Consider the following 20,558-nt stretch of genomic DNA (forward strand, 5'->3'; position numbering starts at 1 on the left):
AACCGGCATGAGGAGAAGTGCAATTTCTGCCAAAACCGAAGCGCAGACGTACGGCTTGGCTTTTTTGCCAGGCATTCCTGCCGGGGACATTTAAATGCCCGATTAGCGGTTGCCATCGTCAGGAGGCTCGGCAACACTCTCGTCCCGATCAAGCAAGGAGCCCGCCGTGAGCCCTGTCGATATTTTCCGTATGTTGTCGCTGGCTGCCATCTGGGGTGCGAGTTTTCTGTTCATGCGCATTATTGCGCCAGTGATCGGCACCATTCCGACGGCGTTTTTTCGGGTATCGATCGCTGCCGTCGGTCTGCTGGTGATCCTCGGACTGATGCGCATCAGCTGGGATTTCAAGGGCAAGCTGAAAACCCTGATGCTGCTCGGCGTTATCAACTCGGGGATACCGGCGACGCTGTATTCGGTCGCGGCTCAAGTGCTGCCAGCCGGTTATTCGGCGATCTTCAACGCCACCACGCCATTGATGGGTGTGTTGATCGGCGGGTTGTTCTTCAGCGAGAAACTCACCACGGCCAAACTGGCGGGCGTGTTCCTTGGATTGTTCGGTGTAGGCGTGCTGACGCGCGCCGGTCCCGTGGCCTTCGATATGCAATTGCTGCTGGGCGCCCTCGCCTGCCTGCTCGCGACCACTTGTTACGGTTTTGCCGGATTCCTTGCACGGCGCTGGCTGGATCAGGCCGGCGGGTTGGACAGTCGTTTGTCAGCCGTGGGCAGCATGCTCGGCGCGACACTGTTCCTGCTGCCGCTGTTCGGTTACAGCGTGGTAACTCAACCGCCGGCGAGCTGGGGCGGCTGGAGTGTCTGGCTGTCGCTGCTCGGCTTGGGCCTGGGCTGCACGGCGTTCGCCTACATTATTTACTTCCGCCTGCTCAGCTCCATTGGCCCGGTCAAATCGATGACCGTGACCTTCATGATTCCGCCGTTCGGGGTGTTGTGGGGGGCGCTGTTGCTGGATGAGCCGTTGTCGATGGCTCACGTCTACGGCGGTGTGTTGATTGCGTTGGCGTTGTGGCTGGTGTTGAAGCCGGCGGTGGTAAAAAAACTGTAGGTGCCATCGCTGGCTGCGATCTTTTGACTTTAAAGATCAGGATCAAAAGATCGCAGCCTGCGGCAGCGCCTACAGGGGCCGCGTCATCGGGTTTTGCGGAATACGAAGGCCAACCCGACAATGATCAACAGCATCCCCAGCACGCTCAATGCCGCCAGGCGATTACCGAAAATCAGGTAGTCCATCACCGCCGTCACCGCTGGCACCAGATAGAACAGACTGGTGACATTCACCAGATTCCCCCTGGCGATCAGGCGATACAGCAGCAGCGTCGCCAGTACCGACACCACCAGCCCCATCCACAACACCGGCACGATGAAACCCGCGCTGTGTTCGAAATGAAACGGCTGGAACGGCACAAAGATCCCGCACAACAACAGCCCGGCCAGGTACTGCACCGGCAGCGTACCGAGGGGATTTTCGGTGATGCGTTTCTGCATGATCGACCCCAGCGTCATGCTCCCCAGCGCCAGCAGACCAAACAGCATCCCCGCCCACGACATGCCGGCCAGACCGATGCCCTGGTAAACCACCATGATCAGGCCCGCCAAGCCAAGCGCCAGCCCGAACAGCCGGCTCGCCGAGCGCTGCCGCTCCATTAATACCACCGTCAGAATCGGCTGCACGCCCATGATGGTCGCCATCACACCCGGCGTGATTTGGGTGTTCAGGGCCAGCAGATAGAAAATCTGATAAGCCCCCAACAACACCACCCCCGTGGCGATCGCAAACAGCATCGGCCTGCCGCCCTTGGGCAGTTTCAGTTTCAGTAATGGAATCAGCAGCACCAGCCCGCACAGGGCGATGGCAAAGCGAATGAACAGGAAGGCAAAGGGTGACGCGTGGGCCAGCCCCCATTTGGAGAAGATCGCCCCGCTGCTCCACAGCAGAACGAACAGACACGTGGACAGCGCCGCAAGCGCGGACTTTTTCGAAAGGACAAACATGAATACCACCTGTAGTCAGGCAAATAGCCAACTCAGCCGAAGCTGAAATTCAGTAGGTTTTTGCAGGCGGGCGCAGGGGTCAGCAATAAATGCCGATCAGCCCGAAACACCAACGCCCGGCGGTGGCGGCGCAACTGCGCGTACCGGCGTGCAACTGACAGGTGGAGGGTAATGACTGATCTGCTTTGGCTGCTGATTCCCGCACGGCACGACGCCAGCGTTGACCGCTGAATCGACTACCGCGTTGATGAGGGATGCAGGCATTTGGGCTGATCTTCTTGGGATAGAGGTGTGAGTCGTATGGCTCACGAGGGCCGACTATAACCAGCGCGGGACATGGATTGCAATGATTTGACCAAAGCGCCAGCAGCGACAGACGGGGGTCAGGAGAATCGGCTTTCGAGGCCGGCTAAACCCATCGACGCAAGCCATCGTTCAGCGCAGGAGGCAAAGTGAGCAAATCGACGAAGAAGCCTTCCCGCGGAAAAATCGCTCCCAACGGCAGAAAGCCCGGTGAAGTAGCACTGACCGCCAGCCCTGCAATTACTTGTAACAGGCACTGAAACCGAAGAGCCAAACTTACTCGCCGCTGGCCGCCTGTAAATTTTTCAAAAGCATAAAAAACCGCTCACAAGGAGCGGTTTTTTTATTTCTGTTGTCCAGCCTCAACCAAACAACCAGTACCCCAACAACGTCAACACAACTACCGCCAGCACCGGACGCATCACCCGGTAAGCCTTCGGATTACGGCGTTTCCACTGTTTGACCACGCCGCTGAACCGGTCACTGAAGTTCTTGCTCCAGGCATAGGCCTGGTTGATCCCGCCGACGCGTTCATCGTCAAGGTTCTGCGGTGCGGTGGCGCGGCCGAGCCAGCCGCTGATGAAGCGGTTGATGCGGGTCATCAGGCGATTGCTCAGTGGACGTTCGATGTCGCAGAACAGGATGACGCGGGTCTTGTCGGTTTCGTTCTTGACCCAGTGCACATAGGTCTCATCGAACATCACGTCTTCACCGTCGCGCCACGCGTAGACCTGGCCGTCGACGAAGATCCGGCAATCATCGGAATTGGGCGTCGACAAGCCCAAGTGATAACGCAGGGAGCCGGCAAACGGATCGCGGTGCGGATTGAGGTGACTGCCGCCGGGCAACAGCGCAAACATCGCGCCTTTGACGTTGGGAATGGCACTGACCAACGCCACGGTTTTCGGGCACAGGGTCTCTGCCGATGGCAGCGGTTTGTCGTACCACTTGAGGTAGAAACGCTTCCAGCCCTTCTTGAAGAACGAGCCAAACCCGGCATCGTTGTTCTTTTCGGCCGCGCGGATATACCCCTCATCGAACAGGTGCATGGCTTCGTCGCGGATGATTTCCCAGTTGTCGCGCAGTACATCCAGTTCCGGAAACTTGCTGCGATCCAGATACGGCTTGGAGGGTACGCCGGAGAACAGGTACATCAAGGCGTTGTAAGGCGCGAACAGTGCCGAGTGGTTGACGAACTGGCGCAGCACCGGCAGGCGCGCTTTACCGCGCAGATGCACATAGAGGATGCTGCCGACAAACAGCAGCAGCACTGACACCTTGGCGGCTAACGAATAGGTCATCAACGACTCCTTGAATAAAAACAACGCTGCACAATGCCCTTTACCCGGCATGGCAGCCGGCCATGATAAACACTACCGGCCTGAGGCAAAACCCGTTCAACCTAAAATTCAGTGTTAAGGATTGCGTAACAAAGCATTTATTAACATAAGGGCCCTGAACCTTGGCTGATCCAAATCACCCTTGCGCGATCAAGGTCACAAACAGGATCAAAAGATCGCCCGTCACCGGGCGATCTTTTACTTGCCTCGTTACTGCTGATTCTCCTGTTCGGTGAACAGATCGCTGAACAGCATGCTCGACAGATAACGCTCACCGGAGTCCGGCAGGATCACAACGATCGTCTTGCCCTGCATCTCCGGCGTCTCCGCCAAGCGAACCGCCACGGCCATCGCTGCGCCGCAAGAGATGCCGCACAAGATCCCTTCTTCCTGCATCAAACGCAGCGCCATGGCCTTCGACTCTTCGTCGGTCACCAGCTCGACGCGGTCAACCATCGACAAATCCAGGTTCTTCGGCACAAAACCGGCACCGATGCCCTGAATCTTGTGCGGGCTCGGCTTGATCTCTTCACCGGCCAGCGCCTGGGTAATCACCGGCGAGGCGACAGGTTCCACCGCCACCGAAGTGATCGGTTTGCCCTGGGTATTCTTGATATACCGCGAAACGCCGGTAATGGTTCCGCCGGTACCTACGCCAGCCACCAGCACGTCAACGGCGCCATCTGTGTCGTTCCAGATTTCCGGGCCGGTGGTTTTTTCATGGATGGCCGGGTTGGCCGGATTATCGAACTGCGCCGGCAAGAAGTATTTGTCGGCATCGCTGGCAACAATCTCCGACGCCTTTTCGATCGCGCCTTTCATGCCTTTGGCCGGTTCGGTCAACACCAGTTCGGCGCCCAGCGCCTTCAGAACCTTGCGCCGCTCGATACTCATTGACGCCGGCATGGTCAGCATCAACTTGTAACCACGGGCGGCAGCCACGAAGGCCAGGCCAATGCCGGTGTTGCCCGACGTCGGTTCGACGATGGTCATGCCCGGCTTGAGTTTGCCGCTGCTTTCGGCGTCCCAGATCATGTTGGCGCCGATCCGGCACTTGACCGAATAACCGGGGTTGCGCCCCTCGATCTTGGCCAAGATGGTCACACCGCGTGGCGCGATGCGGTTGATCTGCACCAACGGCGTATTGCCGATGGAATGGGCATTGTCAGCAAAGATACGGCTCATGGCTGGGTCCTTATGCAGCATTGAATTTAGCGCTCCAAGGTATGCCTGTTGCCCATCACAGTCCAGTCGGGTCGAACGTCTGTCGACGTCCGCAGTCAATCGCTTTATATCGTTCGGGAATCGTCACCATGAAGCGTCGTTACAGCTGGCCGTTGTGGGCCTTCGCCACCGTCATTGTGTTACTGGTCGCCTTGCACATCGCCCTGCCCTACCTGGTGCGCGACTATCTGAATGACAAACTGGCGGACATGGGTGATTACCGTGGCCAGGTGACCGATGTTGACCTGGCGCTGTGGCGCGGCGCTTACAAAATCAACGGCCTGAAAATCGTCAAAGTCGACGGCAAGGTACCCGTGCCGTTCGTCAATGCACCCGTGATTGATCTGGCGGTGAGCTGGCACTCGTTGTGGTACGACCATGCGGTGGTGGGCGAGGTGCAATTCTTCAATCCCGAAATCAACTTTGTCGACGGCGGCGCCAACAAGCAGAACTCCCAGACCGGTCAAGGTACTGACTGGCGCGAGCAATTGGGCAAACTCTTGCCGATTACCCTCAACGAAGTGCGCATCAGCGACGGGAAAATCACGTTCCGCAACTTCAACTCCAAACCGCCCGTGAACATGAATGCAACCAACGTCGATGCCAGCATCTACAACCTGACCAACGTGGTCGACACCGAAGGCAAACGAGATGCGCGTTTCGAGGGCAAAGCCTTGTTGCTCGGCCATGCTCCTCTGGAAACCACCGCGACCTTCGATCCGCTGAGCAACTTCGAAGACTTCGAGTTTCGACTTCGCGCAAAAGACATCGAGCTCAAGCGCATGAATGATTTCGCTTCCGCCTATGGCAAGTTCGATTTCAATGCCGGCCATGGCGACGTGGTGATTGAAGCGAAAGCCGAAAAAGCCAAAGTGACCGGTTACATCAAACCGCTGCTGCGCGACGTCGATGTGTTCGACTGGCAGCAAGACGTCGAGAACAAAAACAAAGGACTGTTCCGCTCGGTCTGGGAAGCACTGGTCGGCGGTACCGAAACCGTGTTGAAGAACCAGGTCAAAAACCAGTTCGCCACTCGCGTAGAACTGAATGGCAATGTTCATCAGCAAAATATCAACGCGTTCGAAGCGTTTTTGCAGATTTTGCGCAATGGATTTGTTCAGGCGTTCAATGCTCGCTATGAGCGGCCGAAGCCGGATGAGGGTTGAGTCAACATGTGACGCCCCATTCAGAGACTGAATAAGCCGTCTGCGTTCACAGTCGACCGGGCTGCGCGTTATAGTCGGGGCATCCGATTATTTCGCCCCCGCCCTGCCCGTTCAGGTCGGCGTTACCGTTCGAGGATTAGCAGATGAAGTTCGAAGGCACCCAGGCCTACGTTGCCACCGATGACCTGAAGCTGGCAGTCAACGCCGCCATCACCCTGGAGCGGCCGCTGTTGGTCAAGGGCGAGCCGGGTACCGGCAAGACCATGCTCGCCGAGCAACTGGCCGAATCGTTCAACGCCAAGTTGATCACCTGGCACATCAAGTCCACCACCAAGGCCCACCAGGGCCTGTACGAGTACGACGCGGTCAGCCGTCTGCGCGACTCGCAGCTGGGCACGGAAAAAGTCCACGATGTGCGCAACTACCTGAAGAAAGGCAAGCTCTGGGAAGCCTTCGAATCCGAAGAGCGGGTCATTCTGCTGATCGACGAAATCGACAAGGCCGACATCGAGTTCCCGAACGACCTGCTGCAAGAACTCGACAAGATGGAGTTCTACGTTTACGAGATCGACGAGACGATCAAGGCCAAGAAGCGCCCGATCATCATCATTACCTCCAACAACGAGAAAGAGTTGCCGGACGCCTTCCTGCGTCGCTGCTTCTTCCACTACATCGCCTTTCCCGACCGCACCACCCTGCAGAAAATCGTCGATGTGCATTACCCGGACATCAAGAAGGACCTGGTCAGCGAAGCGCTGGACGTGTTCTTCGACGTGCGCAAGGTGCCGGGCCTGAAGAAGAAGCCATCGACTTCGGAACTGGTCGACTGGCTGAAGCTGCTGATGGCCGACAACATCGGCGAAGCAGTGCTGCGTGAACGCGATCCGACCAAAGCCATCCCGCCGCTGGCAGGCGCGCTGGTCAAGAACGAACAGGACGTGCAACTGCTTGAGCGCCTCGCGTTCATGAGCCGTCGCGGCACCCGCTAAGAGGCTGATGCCATGTTGCTCAACCTGTTCAATGAAATGCGTGCAGCCAAGGTGCCGGTATCGGTGCGCGAACTGCTCGACCTGATCAACGCGCTGAAACAGCGCGTCACGTTCGCCGACATGGACGAGTTCTACTATTTGTCGCGGGCGATTCTGGTGAAGGACGAACGGCATTTCGACAAGTTCGACCGTGCGTTCGGCGCTTACTTCAATGGCCTGGAAAAACTCGACGATCACCTGCAGGCGCTGATTCCCGAAGACTGGCTGCGCAAGGAGTTCGAGCGCTCGCTGAGCGACGAGGAACGTGCGCAAATCCAGTCCCTGGGTGGCCTGGACAAGTTGATCGAAGAATTCAAGAAGCGCCTGGAAGAACAGAAGGAACGTCACGCCGGCGGCAATAAATGGATCGGCACTGGCGGCACCAGTCCGTTCGGCTCCGGCGGGTTCAACCCGGAAGGCATTCGGGTCGGCGATGCCGGCAAGCGCCAGGGCAAAGCGGTGAAAGTCTGGGATCAACGCGAATACAAAAACCTCGACGACTCGGTGGAACTGGGCACGCGCAACATCAAGGTTGCCCTGCGTCGCCTGCGTAAATTCGCCCGCCAGGGCGCCGCGGAAGAGCTGGATATCGACGGCACCATCGACCACACAGCCAAAGATGCCGGTCTGCTGAACATCCAGATGCGTCCGGAACGCCGCAACACGGTGAAGCTGTTGCTGCTGTTCGACATCGGCGGTTCGATGGATGCGCATGTGAAGATCTGCGAGGAACTGTTCTCGGCCTGCAAGACCGAGTTCAAGCATCTGGAGTATTTCTACTTCCACAACTTCGTGTACGAGTCGGTGTGGAAAAACAACATGCGCCGTACTTCCGAGCGCACTTCAACCCAAGACCTGCTGCACAAGTACGGTGCCGACTACAAAGTGATCTTCATCGGCGACGCCGCCATGGCGCCATATGAAATCACCCAGGCCGGCGGCAGCGTCGAGCACTGGAACGAAGAGCCGGGATACGTGTGGATGCAGCGGTTTATGGCGAAGTACAAGAAGCTCATCTGGATCAACCCGTATCCGAAAGATACGTGGGGGTATACCTCGTCGACCAATATCGTCAGGGATTTGATCGAGGACCAGATGTATCCGCTGACCCTTCGCGGGCTGGAAGAAGGGATGCGGTTTTTGTCCAAGTAAAAGCAAAAGATCGCAGCCTTCGGCAGCTCCTACAGAGGAATCCGCGTTCCCCCTGTAGGAGCTGCCGAAGGCTGCGATCTTTTGATCTTCAACCAAGACGCTGCAAATACTCGACATGTTCGCGGTGCGCAACTTCCTGCACTACCGGCCTCAACAGCACCTGCGCCCCAGGCAGGCGCTGCGCCAATCTCGCCAACGCCAACGGCGTCAACGCCCCCAGGCGCGGATAGCCACCAATGGTCTGCCGATCATTGAGCAACACAATCGGCTGCCCGTCCGGCGGCACCTGCACCGCGCCTAGCGCAATGCCCTCGGAAATCATCGGCAACCCTTGATATTGCAACGCCTTGCCTAACAGGCGAATACCCATGCGATCAGCGCGACTGTCGAGCGTCCAGGCGCTGTTGAACACGTCAAACAGACTCTGCCCGCTGAACTGACCGATTTGCGCACCGAGCACCAGGTCCAGCGGCTCATTCGAGCGCAGGTCCGGTTGCTGCTGATGCGTTACTTCGCGCATTTGAGCGGCTTCGCCGTGATAGCTCAGCGTCGAGCCCTTGGCCAAGGGCAAGCCCATGCCATCAAGCCCGCCAAGCTCTTCGCGCACCACCGTTGCACTGCTGCCCAATACCTTTGGCGCGTCGAAGCCACCGGGCGCCGCCAGATAAGCCCGGGCGCCGAGCAATGGCTGGGTAAACTGCAATGTCTGCCCTTTGCTCAATTTGAAACTGCGCCATGGCGCCAACGCCTGGCCGTCGATCAGCGCACCAAGATCAGCCCCGGCCAGCGCCAGCATGCAGTCCTCTTCGGCCACCACCGCAAACCCGCCCAAGGTGATTTCGATGACCGGCACATCCAGTCCATTACCCAGCAACCAGTTGGCCCAACCCATCGAACACCAATCCGCCGCGCCGCCCTGAGTCACGCCCAGATGTCGCACACCAAAGCGCCCGGCGTCCTGCAACAGGCACAGCGGTGTGCTGGTTTCAATCGTCAGTCGGCTCATGTCAGCGCCTCCAGCGGCGTGTCATCACCGCCCAGATTGATGAACTCGGCATGACTGACCGCTTCGAACCGCACCGTGTCACCGGGCTGCATCAGGCTGTAGCCGTCACGATTGCGATCAAAGAGCTTCGTCGGGGTGCGACCGATCAGGTTCCAGCCACCGGGCGATACGACGGGGTAAGCGGCAGTTTGCCGCTCGGCAATACCGACGCTGCCAGCGGCAACTTTCTTGCGCGGGGTATTCAGGCGCGGCGCTGCCAGAACTTCTTCGACCAGCCCCATGAAAGCAAAACCCGGCGCAAAACCGAGGGCAAACACCTGGTATTCCCTGGCGCTGTGGCGACGAATCACCTCCTCCACGGCCAGACCGCTGCGCTCGGCGATCAAGCTCAGCTCGGGGCCGACACTCAGGTCGTACCAGACCGGCAACACGTGGCACTGGCCGACGGTTCGCGCATCTGGCGACAGATTGATCAATGCCTCAGCGATCAATTCTCGCGCCTGCTTCGGACTCAACGACGTCAAATCGTAATGCACCATCAATGTGGTGTAGGACGGCACCAGGTCAATCAGCTGCGCGCCGAACACCTCACGCAACCGCACGCTGGCCGCGAGCATCCACGGCATGTTGGCTTCGGCGATTTCATCGAACAGGCGCAGCATCAGGCAATCCAGCGCCACCACTTCAATCCGTGGATTCATGGCGCGTTCTGCTGATTCAGAGCCTCACGGATGCGCTGCACGGCAGCCACCGAACTGGCGTTGTCGCCGTGCACGCACAGGGTGTTGGCCTGCAAATGCAATGCACTGCCATCGCTGGCGGTGAGCGCGTCACCACGAGCGATGATCAAGGCTTGCTCGATGATTTTTTGCGGGTCGTGATGCACAGCGCCCGGCTGATGCCGCGAGACCAGTCGGCCGGCGCGGTCGTAGGCGCGGTCGGCGAAGGCTTCGAACCACAGGGTCACGCCGTACTCGTCACCGAGCTGCTGCGCCGCCGCATTGTCGCGGGTTGCCATGAGCATTAGCGGCAACGCGCGGTCGTAGGCGGCAACGGCCTGAATCACTGCGCGCAACTGCGCCGGGTTGGCCATCATGTCGTTGTACATCGCGCCATGGGGTTTGACGTAACTGACCCGCGCGCCCTGGGCTCGGCAGATACCGTCGAGGGCGCCAATCTGGTAATGCAGGATGTCCTGCAACTCTTGCGCGGAATAGGCCATGGAGCGGCGACCGAATCCGACCAGATCCTGATACGCGGGGTGCGCGCCAATCTGCACGCCGTGGCTGAGCGCACGGCTGACTGTTTTACGCATGATGCTCGGATCGCCGGCATGGAAACCGCAGGCCACGTTGGCGCAATCGATGAAGGGCATCACCTCGTCATCCAGACCCATGGTCCAGCTGCCGAAGCTCTCGCCAATGTCGCAGTTCAATAACAGGCGGCTCACGGTAAACACTCCTGTAGCTTCTTGTCTTTCTATCCGTAGGACAAAGCCCGTTGGGCAATGCCCCGCAGGTTATCAGTTACTGCGCATCCAGTTGCTTGCCGCGAGTCTCCGGCAAGCTCAACGCCGCGAGAATCACCACGCCGTACGACACCGCGGCAAAGGCCCCAATGCCCACGCTCAATGGCACTTTCTGGCTGAGCAGACCGATAAACAGCGGAAACAGTGCCGCCAGTGCCCGGCCGATGTTGTAGCAGAAACCTTGGCCTGAACCGCGAATTCGCGTGGGGAACAGCTCAGTGAGAAACGCGCCCATGCCGCTGAAAATCCCCGAAGCGAAGAATCCCAACGGAAAGCCCAGCCACAGCATCACGCCGTTGCTCACTGGCAATTGCGTGTACAGCAGAACGATGGTGAACGAACCGACGGCGAAGAGGATGAAGTTCTTCTTGCGACCCAACAGGTCGGTCAGATAGGCGCTGATCACATAGCCGACATACGAGCCGACGATGACCATCGCCAGATAACCGCCCGTGCCGAGCACACTCAAGCCACGCTCGTTTTTCAGGAAGGTCGGCAGCCAGGAGGTGATCGCGTAGTAGCCGCCCAGCGCACCGGTGGTCAGCAACGACGCACGGATTGTGGTGAAGAGCATGCCGGGGGCGAATATCTCGTAGAACTTCGCCTGATTTTCCGGAGTTTGCGCAGCCTTGGCCTCGCGATAGATCTCCGGGTCTTTGACCAGACGTCGCACGAAAATCACGAAAATCGCCGGGACAATGCCGAGGATGAACAGCGCCCGCCAGGCGTCTTCCGGTGGCAATACCGAAAACAGCAGCGCATACAGTATCGCGGTCAGGCCCCAGCCCAGCGCCCAACCGGATTGCACCATGCCGACGGCTTTGCCGCGATCCTTGGCGCGGATCACCTCGCCGATCAGCACTGCGCCGGCGGTCCATTCACCGCCGAAACCGAAGCCCATCAGGGTACGAGCGATCAGCAGTTGTTCGTAGTTTTGCGCGAAGCCGCACAGGAAGGTGAAGAAGGCAAACCACAGCACGGTCAGTTGCAGCGTGCGCACGCGACCGATGCGGTCGGAGAGAATGCCGGCGACCCAACCACCAATGGCCGAAGCGATCAAGGTGCTGGTGTGAATCAGTCCCGCTTCACCGGTCGTGATGCCCCACATCGCGATCAGGGTCGGCACGACGAAACTGAGCATCTGCGTGTCCATGCCGTCCAGACCGTAGCCGATCTTGCAGCTCCAGAACGTGCGGCGCTCCTGTTGGTTGATGTTGCGATACCAGTCGAACGGCCCCGGACGCGCCGATGGCTTGGGTAGATCGATAGTGTCGGGAGCACTCATGGCAAATCTCCGCAGGTTTTTTATTGGTCTTGTTCGCAGCCCCGACGACGCCTATCGTGGGAACCGGATGCGCCGATTTTTCGTCCCGTAGCCCTGCTGCGTCCAACGAATAAAACCCCGCCTTAGGCATAAGAAAAATTTGTCACCCGAGCCTTGCCCATGAACCTGAAGTTTCTCGAGACCTTTGTCTGGGTCGCCCGGCTGAAGAGTTTTCGTCTGACCGCCGACAAGCTGTTCACCACCCAGGCATCTATTTCCAGCCGCATCGCGGTGCTTGAAGGCGAACTCGGTGTGAAGCTGTTTTTGCGTGATTCGCGTGGCGTGAGCCTGACGCCCGAAGGCTTGAAAGTTCTGGACTATGCCGAGCAGATGCTCGACACCATGCAGGCACTGAAGCAATCGATCGAGACCCGTTCGAGCAAAGTCGGCCGTGTGCGTATCGGTGTCATGGACACGGTGATTCACACCTGGCTGAGCCCATTGGTGGCGCAGATGACCGAGCTGTATCCACGAGTTGAAATCGAGCTGGTGGCGGATACGTCGCTCAATCTCTGCGATCAGCTGCAAAAAGGCTTTCTCGATCTCATCCTGCAAACCGACCTGGTGCGCCATGAAAGCGTGCGCAGCCTGGAACTGGCCAGCCATCCGCTGGGCTGGATCGTCGCCAGCAATTCGATCTACAACCGCGAGTACGCCGATCTCGCCGAACTGGCACAGGAGCGGATAATCACCTACTCGAAAAACTCGCGACCGCATCAAGACATTCTGGCGCTGATGCAGGCCAGCGGCGTGCTGGCGCCGCGCTTGAACTGTGTGAATTCGGTGTCGGCGATTACCCGGTTACTGCGTGACGGGTTTGGCATCGGTGCGCTGCCACCGGTGCTGGTAGCCGAGGAACTGGCGCGCGGGGAATTGACCTTGCTCGGCATCGATAAAACACCGCCGGCGTTGCAGGTGGTGGTGTCGTGGCGGGTGGGGGTCGAGTGGGTCGAGGAGATCGTGACGTTGTGTCAGCAGGTGTTGGCGGGGTATGCGCGCAAGGTGGGCACGGGTTACATCAAGCTGAATATTTAGAAGCAAAAGATCGCAGCCTTCGGCAGCTCCTACAGGGAAATGCACATCCCCATGTAGGAGCTGTCGCAGACTGCGATCTTTTGATCCTGGGCCTTAGAGGCCGCGCACGTCGCGGTCTTCGATCGGCCGGCTCTGGCGCAAGCGCCTGCCGCCCAGCACGACCCAGTCGATCAGCCGGAACAGGCATTCGATGCCGAACGACAGCAACAACGCCCCGCTCATGCCCCAGATCATGGCTTCAGGCGTCAGCAGAATCTGGTAGCTGTAGCCATTCCAGGTTTCCTTGCGAATATCCGGATCGGCGGCCAGCACCACTTGCAGGAAGCGGATGTACCAAGGGCCCTGCATCGCCTGGAATTGCTTATCCAGTGCAATCTGACGGTTGAGCATGGTGCTCAGGCTGTCGGCGTCGCTGCGAAACACAGGGTCTTCACTGGCGCGGTAATGCGCGACCAGCGCCTGAATGTCGCCCTTGAAGAACTGCTCGGCAGTGCCCTGAAACCCGCGCAGACCGGTCTGCGCCTCGATCAGATGCGCCTCGACCCGCTTCGCGTAATCGTTGATGAATCCCGGCACCTGGACACCGATCAACAGGCCCGCCGCAAACAACACCAGCCGTAGATAACTGAGCAACATGGGATGCAAATCCTTATTCGGTCTTGCCCTGGCTTACGCATTCGCCGCGTCGCCACAGGCTCCATTGGCCCGGTTCGTAGCGGGTCCAGGTTTCGTTTTCGGTCAACGGTTCAGTCGCAATGACCGTCACCACATCGTTTGGCGTGGTTTCGGCCTGAAAATCGACGATCACGTCGACATCCTTGAGCCGCGCCGGGCCGAACGGTGCGCGCCGGGTGATCTGTGCCAGTTTGGTCGTGCAATAGCAGAACAGCCAGTCGCCGTCGCTGAGCATGCAGTTGAACACGCCTTTGCTGCGGTATTCGGCGCACGCGGCGACCAGATCCGGCAGCAGCACTTCTATATCGACAGGTTCGGGAAATGCTGCACGCACACGGTTGAGCAAATCGCAGAACGCCGCTTCGCTGTCGGTATCGCCGACCGGGCGGTAGAAACTTTTGATCGGGGTGAAGTCGGCGAGTTGGCCGTTGTGCGCGAAGCACCAGTTACGCCCCCACAGTTCGCGGACGAACGGGTGGGTGTTGGACAGGCAGACCTTGCCGACATTGGCCTGACGGATGTGGCCAATGACCACTTCACTCTTGATCGGATAGCGCTGAACCAGGTTGGCGACTTCCGACTCGCAACTCGCCGCCGGATCCTGGAACAGCCGCAGGCCACGGCCTTCATAGAACGCAATGCCCCAACCGTCGCGGTGCGGGCCGGTGCGACCGCCGCGCTGCATCAGCCCGGTGAAGCTGAAGACGATATCGGTCGGCACGTTGGCACTCATGCCCAGTAATTCACACATGTGCGGACTCTCGGGATTACAGACGCGGCTCGACCCGCATGCGCTGCGGATTGTTCGGTACCGGCGGGCGACCGTAGCGGTCGTCTCCGGCGGCGCCGAAGGGTTGATCATCGTCACGATCATCGGCGCGGGCGGCGGCTTTGGCAGCTTCAGCCTGTTCGCGGCGAGCTCTGGACGCGCGCTCGATCGGCAAGCGGATCAGCACGTAAATCATGTAGATGCCGAAGGCAATCATGCCGTACATGAACAGATCGGAGACCGCCCGCCAGGCGTTGTTGCCCACCTTGAACGCCAGATCCAGCGCAGTGATGGCGATGGCCGGGGCGACCATTTCCTTCACCGGATCAACGATAGTCGGGCTGAACAGCAACACTGCCATCAGTACACGAAGTGGCTCGCGCAGCCAGCGCCACATCCAGCGGGTCAGGCGCATCCATACCAACAGGCAGCCTACAGCGGCAAAGCCGTAGAGGCCCCAGGCGATCAGATAGTCGTTCTCGGTCATGGTGTCCATGGCAAGGCAGGCAAAGAGGCGCTTATAGTAACGACTTTTCGCCCGCCAGGCTTGTCACAATAGACACACAACCTGTGAGAGCGAGCCTGCTCGCGAATGCGGACGGTCAGTTGAAACATCATTATCTGACCCACCGCTTTCGCGAGCAGGCTCGCTCCCACAGAGGCTGCGGTGATTTCCAGAGCGGCGAAAACCCTGATTCCGTACATTGTCCGAGAGCCTTCCATGCCCCAATCCGCCAACGTCATGAGTGCCCCGATTGCCCGCAAGGCGGCCGGTGCCGACCCGTATGCCTGGCTGCAGGAACGCGACACCGACGCGGTGCTCGATTACCTCAAGGCTGAAAACGCCTATCAGGAAGCGCAAACCGCCGACCAGGCCGAGCTGCGCGAAACCCTGTTCGAAGAGATCAAGGGCCGCATCCTGGAAACCGATTTGTCCCTGCCCTCGCCGTGGGGTCCGTACCTTTATTACACGCGCACCACGGCGGGCGATGAATACGCTCGGCATTACCGCTGCCCGCGCCCGGCGGACGCCAGCCTGACCCTCGACGAAAGCCGCGAACAGCTGCTGCTCGACCCGAACGTGCTGGCCAATGGCGGTTTCTTTTCGCTGGGTGCGTTCAGCATCAGCCCCGATCACCAGCGTCTGGCCTACAGCGTCGATGCCACGGGCGATGAAATTTACACCCTGTTCGTCAAGGAACTGTCCAACGACAAGGTCAGCGAACTGGAATTCGAAGACTGCGATGGCAGCATGACGTGGGCCAACGACAGCCTGACGCTGTTTTTCGGCGCCCTCGACGACACTCATCGCCCTTACAAACTGTTCCGTTATCGCCTGGACGGCACCGCGGCCGAAGAAGTGTTCCACGAACCGGACGGGCGCTTTTTCCTGCACTGCTACCGCTCAAGCTCCGAGCAGCAATTGCTGCTGTCGCTGGGCAGCAAGACCACCAGCGAAGTCTGGGCGCTGGACGCCAATCAGCCGCATCTGCCGTTCAGTTGCCTGGCGCCTCGGGTCGAAGACCATGAATACGATGTCGATCACGGCATGCTCGATGGCGCGTGGACATGGTTCATCCGCACCAACCGCGACGGCATCAACTTCGCCCTGTATCAAACGCCGGATACGGGTGTCGCGCCGAGCGAGGCCGACTGGCAGAACCTGATCGCGCACAGCGATACGGTGATGCTCGACGGCGTGACCCTCAACACCGAAGCGATGACCCTGAGCCTGCGCGAAGGTGGACTGCCGATTATCGAAGTTCACCCACATGGCCTGACGCCTTATCGCGTGCAATTGCCGGACGCGGCCTACAGCCTCTACGTGCAAAACAGTCTGGAATTTGAAAGCGATCGCATTCGTCTGCGCTACGAGGCCTTGAATCGCCCCGCTCAGGTACGCCAACTGATTCTGGCGACGGGCGAACAAACCGTCCTCAAGGAAACCCCGGTGCTCGGCCCGTTCGACGCCGACGCCTACGTCAGCCAGCGCCTGTGGGCGACCGCTCCGGACGGTACGCAAGTGCCGATCAGTCTGGTGATGAAACGTGAAATGGTCGGCAGACCGGTGCCGCTCTACCTCTATGGCTACGGCGCTTACGGTTCGAGCCTCGACCCGTGGTTCTCCCATGCCCGTTTGAGCCTGCTCGATCGCGGCATGGCCTTTGCAATCGCCCACGTGCGCGGCGGCGGTGAGCTGGGCGAAGCCTGGTATCGCGCCGGCAAGCAGGAGCACAAGCACAACACCTTCAGCGACTTCATCGCCTGCGCCGAGTTTTTGATTCTCAACGGCATCACCACTGCGCCACAACTGGCGATCAGCGGTGGCAGCGCCGGCGGTTTGCTGATTGGCGCGGTGCTTAATCAGCGGCCGGATCTGTTTGGTGTGGCGATTGCCGAAGTGCCGTTCGTCGACGTACTCAACACCATGCTCGACCCGGAGCTGCCGCTGACCGTCACGGAATACGACGAGTGGGGCAATCCCGAAGAACCGGACGTCTATGAGCGGATCAAGGCCTATGCGCCGTACGAAAACGTCAGCGCGCAGAATTATCCCGCAACTCTGGTCATCGCCGGCTACAACGACAGCCGTGTGCAGTACTGGGAAGCGGCCAAGTGGGTGGCGAAACTGCGCGCGAACAAGACTGACGACAATGTGCTGCTGCTCAAGACCGAATTAGGCGCCGGGCATGGTGGAATGAGCGGGCGATATCAGGGATTACGTGACGTAGCGCTCGAATATGCATTTGTTTTCAAGGTTCTGGGGCTTGCCTGAGGAACTCCGTCGGTCACTTGGGTCTTAATTGCAGACCCAAGAGGCCGATACCCCACAAATCCAATGTAGGGTTCATATAGCGCCTGAAACCGAGAAAACAAAAAGACAGCAATGACATGTCAGAACCAACCTTACTGAACAATGAAATCCGCGACTGGCTGATGGATTGCGGCCTGTTCGATCAATTAGCGCCGGCGGATTTTGCCGCAGCCTCCGGCTACTTCAGCATCAGCACCGTGGCTGAGGGCGAGGCGATTTTCCGCGAAGGCGATGCTGGCAGCTTCATGTGCATTCTTCACACCGGCCAGGTCGCCGTGCAGAAAACCGGGCCCGACGGCCAGGTCATTACCATGGCCACGCTGCGCAGTGGTCGGGCATTTGGAGAAATGGCCGTGCTCGATGGCGAGCGACGCTCGGCGACGTGCATCGCGGCGAGCAATTGTCAGTTGCTGAACCTGGGCAAGGATTCGCTGGAAAAAATGCTCAACGACGCACCGAAGATCGCCGCCAAGATCATCCGCGCCCTCGCCGTCTCGCTGTCCAAACGCCTGCGCATGGCTGACGGCCAACTGGCGGCGCAGCAGATTTAACCGCCCGGGGTTTTCGCCTTGGTGCCGGTCGGCTCGATGCCCGGTACCGGTTGATCCTTGCTCGGCGGGCTGGGCATTTCGATCGGCACCAGCGGTGGGCTGCCACTGCCGGCGCCCGATTTGGGAATGTTGATCGGTGTGATCTGCGGGTATGGCGTCGGCGTTGCGGTCCCGGGCGAGCCGGGTTGCGGCGCCGGGCTGACCGGAATGGCCTGCTGTGCCTGCGCTGCAGTAATCGCGAGCGCGGCCAGGGCAATGACCGTTAGAATGGTGCGCTTCATCAAGGGCTCCGTTTGGCCTTAGTCTGCGCTCAGGCTACTCCCAACGGGCCTGCTTGCCTTCCCCCTTGTAGAGATTTCCATGAAACGTTTTGTTCTGCTCGACACCACCCCGATCCCTGAAAGCGGCGGTGCCCTGTGCCTGTTCGAGTATGGCGAGGATTTTGTCATCAAGATCCAGGGCGGCGACGGCGGGCAGTTGATGAACACGCGCATGCACGGCTCTGAAGATGCCTTGGCCGAGATCCCTTGCCGCAAGGTCGCCGGACGTCCGGATTCGCGGGTGCTGATCGGTGGCCTGGGCATGGGTTTCACCCTCGCCTCTGCACTCAAGCACCTAGGCAAAACCGCCGAAGTCGTGGTCGCTGAACTGGTCCCGGGCGTGGTCGAGTGGAACCGTGGCCCGCTTGGCGAAAAGTCCGGTCGCCCGCTGCTCGATCCGCGCACGGTGATCCGCCAGGAAGACGTTGCCAATGTGCTGCAAAGCGAGCCGAACGGTTTCGACGCGATCATGCTCGACGTCGACAACGGCCCTGAAGGTCTGACCCAGAAAGCCAATAGCTGGTTGTACTCCGCCGCCGGGCTGAACGCCTGCGCCAAGGCCTTGCGCCCCAAAGGCGTACTCGCCGTGTGGTCGGCCAGCGCCGATCGGCAGTTTTCCGACAAATTGAAGAAGGCCGGTTTCAAGGCCGAAGAAGTGCAGGTCTTCGCCCACGGCAACAAAGGCACGCGCCACACAATCTGGATTGCCGAGAAGCTCAAGGGCTGAGCTAAACTGCGAACATAACCGTCTTTAGTCTTCTGCAAAGGTGAACCCATGAGTTCGTCCACCCCCACCAACACGTCGAAGCTCGATCGCATCCTCGCCGACAACCAGCGCGACAAGGAAATGGGCTACCGCGACAAGGCCCTGAAGATGTACCCGCACGTGTGTGGCCGCTGCACCCGTGAGTTTTCCGGCAAGCGCCTGAGCGAACTGACCGTGCACCACCGTGACCATAACCACGACAACAACCCGCAGGACGGCTCGAACTGGGAGTTGCTGTGCCTGTACTGCCATGACAACGAGCACTCGCGTTATACCGACCAGCAATACTTCAGCGAAGGCTCGCTGAGCACGCCGAAAATCGCCAAGGCGACGCACAATCCGTTTGCTGCATTGGCCGGGCTGATGAAGAAAGAAGACTGATCTTCATGCCCACTCTGGCCCCATCGCTGGCAAGCCAGCTCCCACAGTGATTTGGGTCGATCACAATTTTGTGTACCCCCGAAATACCTGTGGGAGCTGGCTTGCCAGCGATAAGGCCGGATCAGACACGGCAGATATCGAAGCTGCCCGCCCTCCCCCAATCCCCGTATAATCGCGCTCTTTTTCCCGAAGGCTCCCCGCTCGTGGCAGACAAACGTTACAGCTGCATTGGTTTGTACAACCCAAAATCACCGGAGAACGTCGGTTCGGTGATGCGCGCCGCAGGCTGTTACGGCGTGGCGTCGGTGTTCTATACCGGCAAACGTTATGAACGCGCCGCCGATTTCGTCACTGACACCAAGCGCGTGCATTACGACATCCCGCTGATCGGTATCGATGATCTGAAAAAGATCCTCCCGCTCAACTGCGTGCCGGTCGCTGTGGAACTCGTGGAAGGCGCCCGCCCGCTGCCGGAATACACCCACCCGGACCGCGCGCTGTACATCTTCGGCCCGGAAGACGGCTCGCTTGATAAAGAGATCCGCGACTGGTGCGAAGACGTCGTGTACATCCCGACCACCGGTTGCATGAACCTCGCCGCGACGGTCAACGTTGTGCTCTACGACCGCATGGCCAAGGGCCTGAATACCCGCTCCGGGCCAAAATTCCGCTGAAGCGTCGCACATCCGATGGAACAAGCTGACCGCTCTGGCAGTCAGCTTGTTTATCCATTACTCATTGCCTGGAGAAAGATCATGACCGAGCTCAAACGCGTCGAGCGTATCGAATCCACCCCGTTTCAGTCCCCGTCCGACCAGAATGTTCAGGGCTGGGAGCGCATTGGCTCACTGGCCGGCGGCGTAGTGATGGTCGGCAAGGGCCTGCGCCGTGGCGGTGTGTTCGGGTTGATTCAGGTGGCGATTGGCGGTGTGGCCATGGCCCGTGGCATTACCGGGCACAGTTCGGTGAAAAGCCTGTTCGAGAGAAGCCGTCAGGACATGAACAACGTGCGAGCCAAGATCGAGCGCGCCGGTGAAGAACTGAGCAAGCTGAAGGCCAATGCCGAGGCTGCGACCAGCACCGCAACCGTTACTGGCAATGATTCGGTGAAATCGCCGAAAGCCGGGGTTTGATTCTGAGTTGGCGATGAGGCTCCCGGCCTCATCGC

At 59.4% G+C, this 20,558-nt stretch carries 23 protein-coding genes; 11 read left to right on the forward strand and 12 right to left on the reverse strand.

The genetic code is table 11. From position 1 onward, the window contains the following. Window positions 1–166 precede the first annotated feature (166 nt). Window positions 167–1,060, forward strand: a complete 894-nt coding sequence (locus JJD74_RS20250) for a DMT family transporter (protein ID WP_115147724.1) — start codon at window positions 167–169, stop codon at window positions 1,058–1,060. Window positions 1,061–1,143: 83 nt separating this feature from the next. On the opposite strand, the gene JJD74_RS20255 is transcribed toward JJD74_RS20250, so the two are convergent. The 4 genes from JJD74_RS20255 to cysK all read right to left on the reverse strand — a co-directional run bounded on the left by JJD74_RS20255 (window position 1,144) and on the right by cysK (window position 4,835). Further along, window positions 1,144–2,007 carry a DMT family transporter gene (locus JJD74_RS20255; RefSeq protein WP_042558113.1) on the reverse strand — a complete coding sequence of 288 codons (864 nt, stop codon included), beginning with the start codon at window positions 2,005–2,007 and terminating at the stop codon, window positions 1,144–1,146. 96 nt (window positions 2,008–2,103) lie between these two features. Continuing rightward, window positions 2,104–2,271, reverse strand: coding sequence for a hypothetical protein (locus tag JJD74_RS20260; protein WP_200616650.1), 168 nt, complete (start codon window positions 2,269–2,271; stop codon window positions 2,104–2,106). 401 nt (window positions 2,272–2,672) lie between these two features. Further along, on the reverse strand, window positions 2,673–3,611 hold the full coding sequence (locus tag JJD74_RS20265) for an aspartyl/asparaginyl beta-hydroxylase domain-containing protein (RefSeq protein ID WP_047300113.1): 939 nt from the start codon (window positions 3,609–3,611) through the stop codon (window positions 2,673–2,675). A gap of 249 nt (window positions 3,612–3,860) precedes the next feature. Continuing rightward, window positions 3,861–4,835, reverse strand: coding sequence for a cysteine synthase A (gene cysK / locus JJD74_RS20270; RefSeq protein WP_200616651.1), 975 nt, complete (start codon window positions 4,833–4,835; stop codon window positions 3,861–3,863). 128 nt (window positions 4,836–4,963) lie between these two features. Between cysK and JJD74_RS20275 the strand changes: the two genes are divergently transcribed. The 3 genes from JJD74_RS20275 to JJD74_RS20285 all read left to right on the forward strand — a co-directional run bounded on the left by JJD74_RS20275 (window position 4,964) and on the right by JJD74_RS20285 (window position 8,220). Further along, complete coding sequence (locus tag JJD74_RS20275) at window positions 4,964–6,040, forward strand: DUF748 domain-containing protein (RefSeq protein ID WP_200616652.1); 1,077 nt, start codon at window positions 4,964–4,966, stop codon at window positions 6,038–6,040. 143 nt (window positions 6,041–6,183) lie between these two features. Beyond that, the gene (locus JJD74_RS20280; protein ID WP_042558109.1) at window positions 6,184–7,029 is read left to right on the forward strand and encodes an AAA family ATPase; all 846 of its coding nucleotides are present in this window, start codon (window positions 6,184–6,186) and stop codon (window positions 7,027–7,029) included. A 12-nt stretch (window positions 7,030–7,041) separates the two neighbouring features. Continuing rightward, window positions 7,042–8,220: a vWA domain-containing protein gene (locus tag JJD74_RS20285; protein WP_042558108.1), complete on the forward strand. Its 1,179-nt coding sequence runs from the start codon at window positions 7,042–7,044 to the stop codon at window positions 8,218–8,220. Window positions 8,221–8,308: 88 nt separating this feature from the next. On the opposite strand, the gene JJD74_RS20290 is transcribed toward JJD74_RS20285, so the two are convergent. The 4 genes from JJD74_RS20290 to JJD74_RS20305 all read right to left on the reverse strand — a co-directional run bounded on the left by JJD74_RS20290 (window position 8,309) and on the right by JJD74_RS20305 (window position 12,039). Then, window positions 8,309–9,226, reverse strand: coding sequence for a biotin-dependent carboxyltransferase family protein (locus JJD74_RS20290; RefSeq protein WP_200616653.1), 918 nt, complete (start codon window positions 9,224–9,226; stop codon window positions 8,309–8,311). Next, the gene (gene pxpB / locus JJD74_RS20295) at window positions 9,223–9,927 is read right to left on the reverse strand and encodes a 5-oxoprolinase subunit PxpB (RefSeq protein WP_200616654.1); all 705 of its coding nucleotides are present in this window, start codon (window positions 9,925–9,927) and stop codon (window positions 9,223–9,225) included. The genes JJD74_RS20290 and pxpB overlap by 4 nt, the downstream gene beginning before the upstream one ends. Next, entirely contained in the window at window positions 9,924–10,676 is a 753-nt protein-coding gene (locus tag JJD74_RS20300; protein ID WP_200616655.1) for a 5-oxoprolinase subunit PxpA, read from the reverse strand. The genes pxpB and JJD74_RS20300 overlap by 4 nt, the downstream gene beginning before the upstream one ends. Window positions 10,677–10,752: 76 nt before the next feature. Next, window positions 10,753–12,039, reverse strand: coding sequence for an MFS transporter (locus tag JJD74_RS20305; RefSeq protein ID WP_042558104.1), 1,287 nt, complete (start codon window positions 12,037–12,039; stop codon window positions 10,753–10,755). 159 nt (window positions 12,040–12,198) lie between these two features. On the opposite strand from JJD74_RS20305, the gene JJD74_RS20310 reads away from it, so the two are divergent. Continuing rightward, window positions 12,199–13,113, forward strand: coding sequence for a LysR family transcriptional regulator (locus JJD74_RS20310; RefSeq protein ID WP_042558103.1), 915 nt, complete (start codon window positions 12,199–12,201; stop codon window positions 13,111–13,113). A gap of 93 nt (window positions 13,114–13,206) precedes the next feature. Here the strand turns inward: JJD74_RS20310 and JJD74_RS20315 are convergent, their stop codons facing one another. Genes JJD74_RS20315 through JJD74_RS20325 form a run of 3 tightly spaced genes read right to left on the reverse strand, consistent with a single transcriptional unit; the run spans window position 13,207 to window position 15,053 of the window. Beyond that, a complete protein-coding gene (locus JJD74_RS20315; RefSeq protein ID WP_115147718.1) occupies window positions 13,207–13,749 on the reverse strand; it encodes a DUF2937 family protein in 543 nt (180 codons plus the stop codon). Between the two features lie 13 nt (window positions 13,750–13,762). Then, window positions 13,763–14,539: a class II glutamine amidotransferase gene (locus JJD74_RS20320; RefSeq protein WP_042558101.1), complete on the reverse strand. Its 777-nt coding sequence runs from the start codon at window positions 14,537–14,539 to the stop codon at window positions 13,763–13,765. A 16-nt stretch (window positions 14,540–14,555) separates the two neighbouring features. Then, window positions 14,556–15,053 carry a hypothetical protein gene (locus tag JJD74_RS20325; RefSeq protein WP_047300096.1) on the reverse strand — a complete coding sequence of 166 codons (498 nt, stop codon included), beginning with the start codon at window positions 15,051–15,053 and terminating at the stop codon, window positions 14,556–14,558. Window positions 15,054–15,278: 225 nt separating this feature from the next. On the opposite strand from JJD74_RS20325, the gene JJD74_RS20330 reads away from it, so the two are divergent. Further along, window positions 15,279–17,333, forward strand: coding sequence for a S9 family peptidase (locus JJD74_RS20330; protein ID WP_200616656.1), 2,055 nt, complete (start codon window positions 15,279–15,281; stop codon window positions 17,331–17,333). Between the two features lie 116 nt (window positions 17,334–17,449). Next, entirely contained in the window at window positions 17,450–17,923 is a 474-nt protein-coding gene (locus JJD74_RS20335; protein ID WP_042558097.1) for a cyclic nucleotide-binding domain-containing protein, read from the forward strand. Here the strand turns inward: JJD74_RS20335 and JJD74_RS20340 are convergent. Continuing rightward, window positions 17,920–18,204 (reverse strand): hypothetical protein, encoded by a 285-nt coding sequence (locus JJD74_RS20340; protein WP_042558096.1) that lies wholly within the window; start codon window positions 18,202–18,204, stop codon window positions 17,920–17,922. The two genes, JJD74_RS20335 and JJD74_RS20340, sit on opposite strands and share 4 nt — an antisense overlap. 79 nt (window positions 18,205–18,283) lie before the next feature. On the opposite strand from JJD74_RS20340, the gene JJD74_RS20345 reads away from it, so the two are divergent. The 4 genes from JJD74_RS20345 (at window position 18,284) to JJD74_RS20360 (ending at window position 20,523) form a co-directional block, all read left to right on the forward strand. Then, window positions 18,284–18,970, forward strand: a complete 687-nt coding sequence (locus tag JJD74_RS20345; protein WP_042558095.1) for a spermidine synthase — start codon at window positions 18,284–18,286, stop codon at window positions 18,968–18,970. Between the two features lie 48 nt (window positions 18,971–19,018). Continuing rightward, a complete protein-coding gene (locus JJD74_RS20350) occupies window positions 19,019–19,390 on the forward strand; it encodes a YajD family HNH nuclease (protein ID WP_007911336.1) in 372 nt (123 codons plus the stop codon). Window positions 19,391–19,593: 203 nt separating this feature from the next. After that, the gene (locus JJD74_RS20355; RefSeq protein WP_007911337.1) at window positions 19,594–20,064 is read left to right on the forward strand and encodes an RNA methyltransferase; all 471 of its coding nucleotides are present in this window, start codon (window positions 19,594–19,596) and stop codon (window positions 20,062–20,064) included. A gap of 81 nt (window positions 20,065–20,145) precedes the next feature. Next, a complete protein-coding gene (locus JJD74_RS20360) occupies window positions 20,146–20,523 on the forward strand; it encodes a YgaP family membrane protein (RefSeq protein WP_042558094.1) in 378 nt (125 codons plus the stop codon). Window positions 20,524–20,558: the final 35 nt, after the last annotated feature.

The sequence above is a fragment of the Pseudomonas sp. MF6776 genome (assembly GCF_016613125.1).
GTDB classification, from domain to species: Bacteria; Pseudomonadota; Gammaproteobacteria; order Pseudomonadales; family Pseudomonadaceae; genus Aquipseudomonas; species Aquipseudomonas iridis.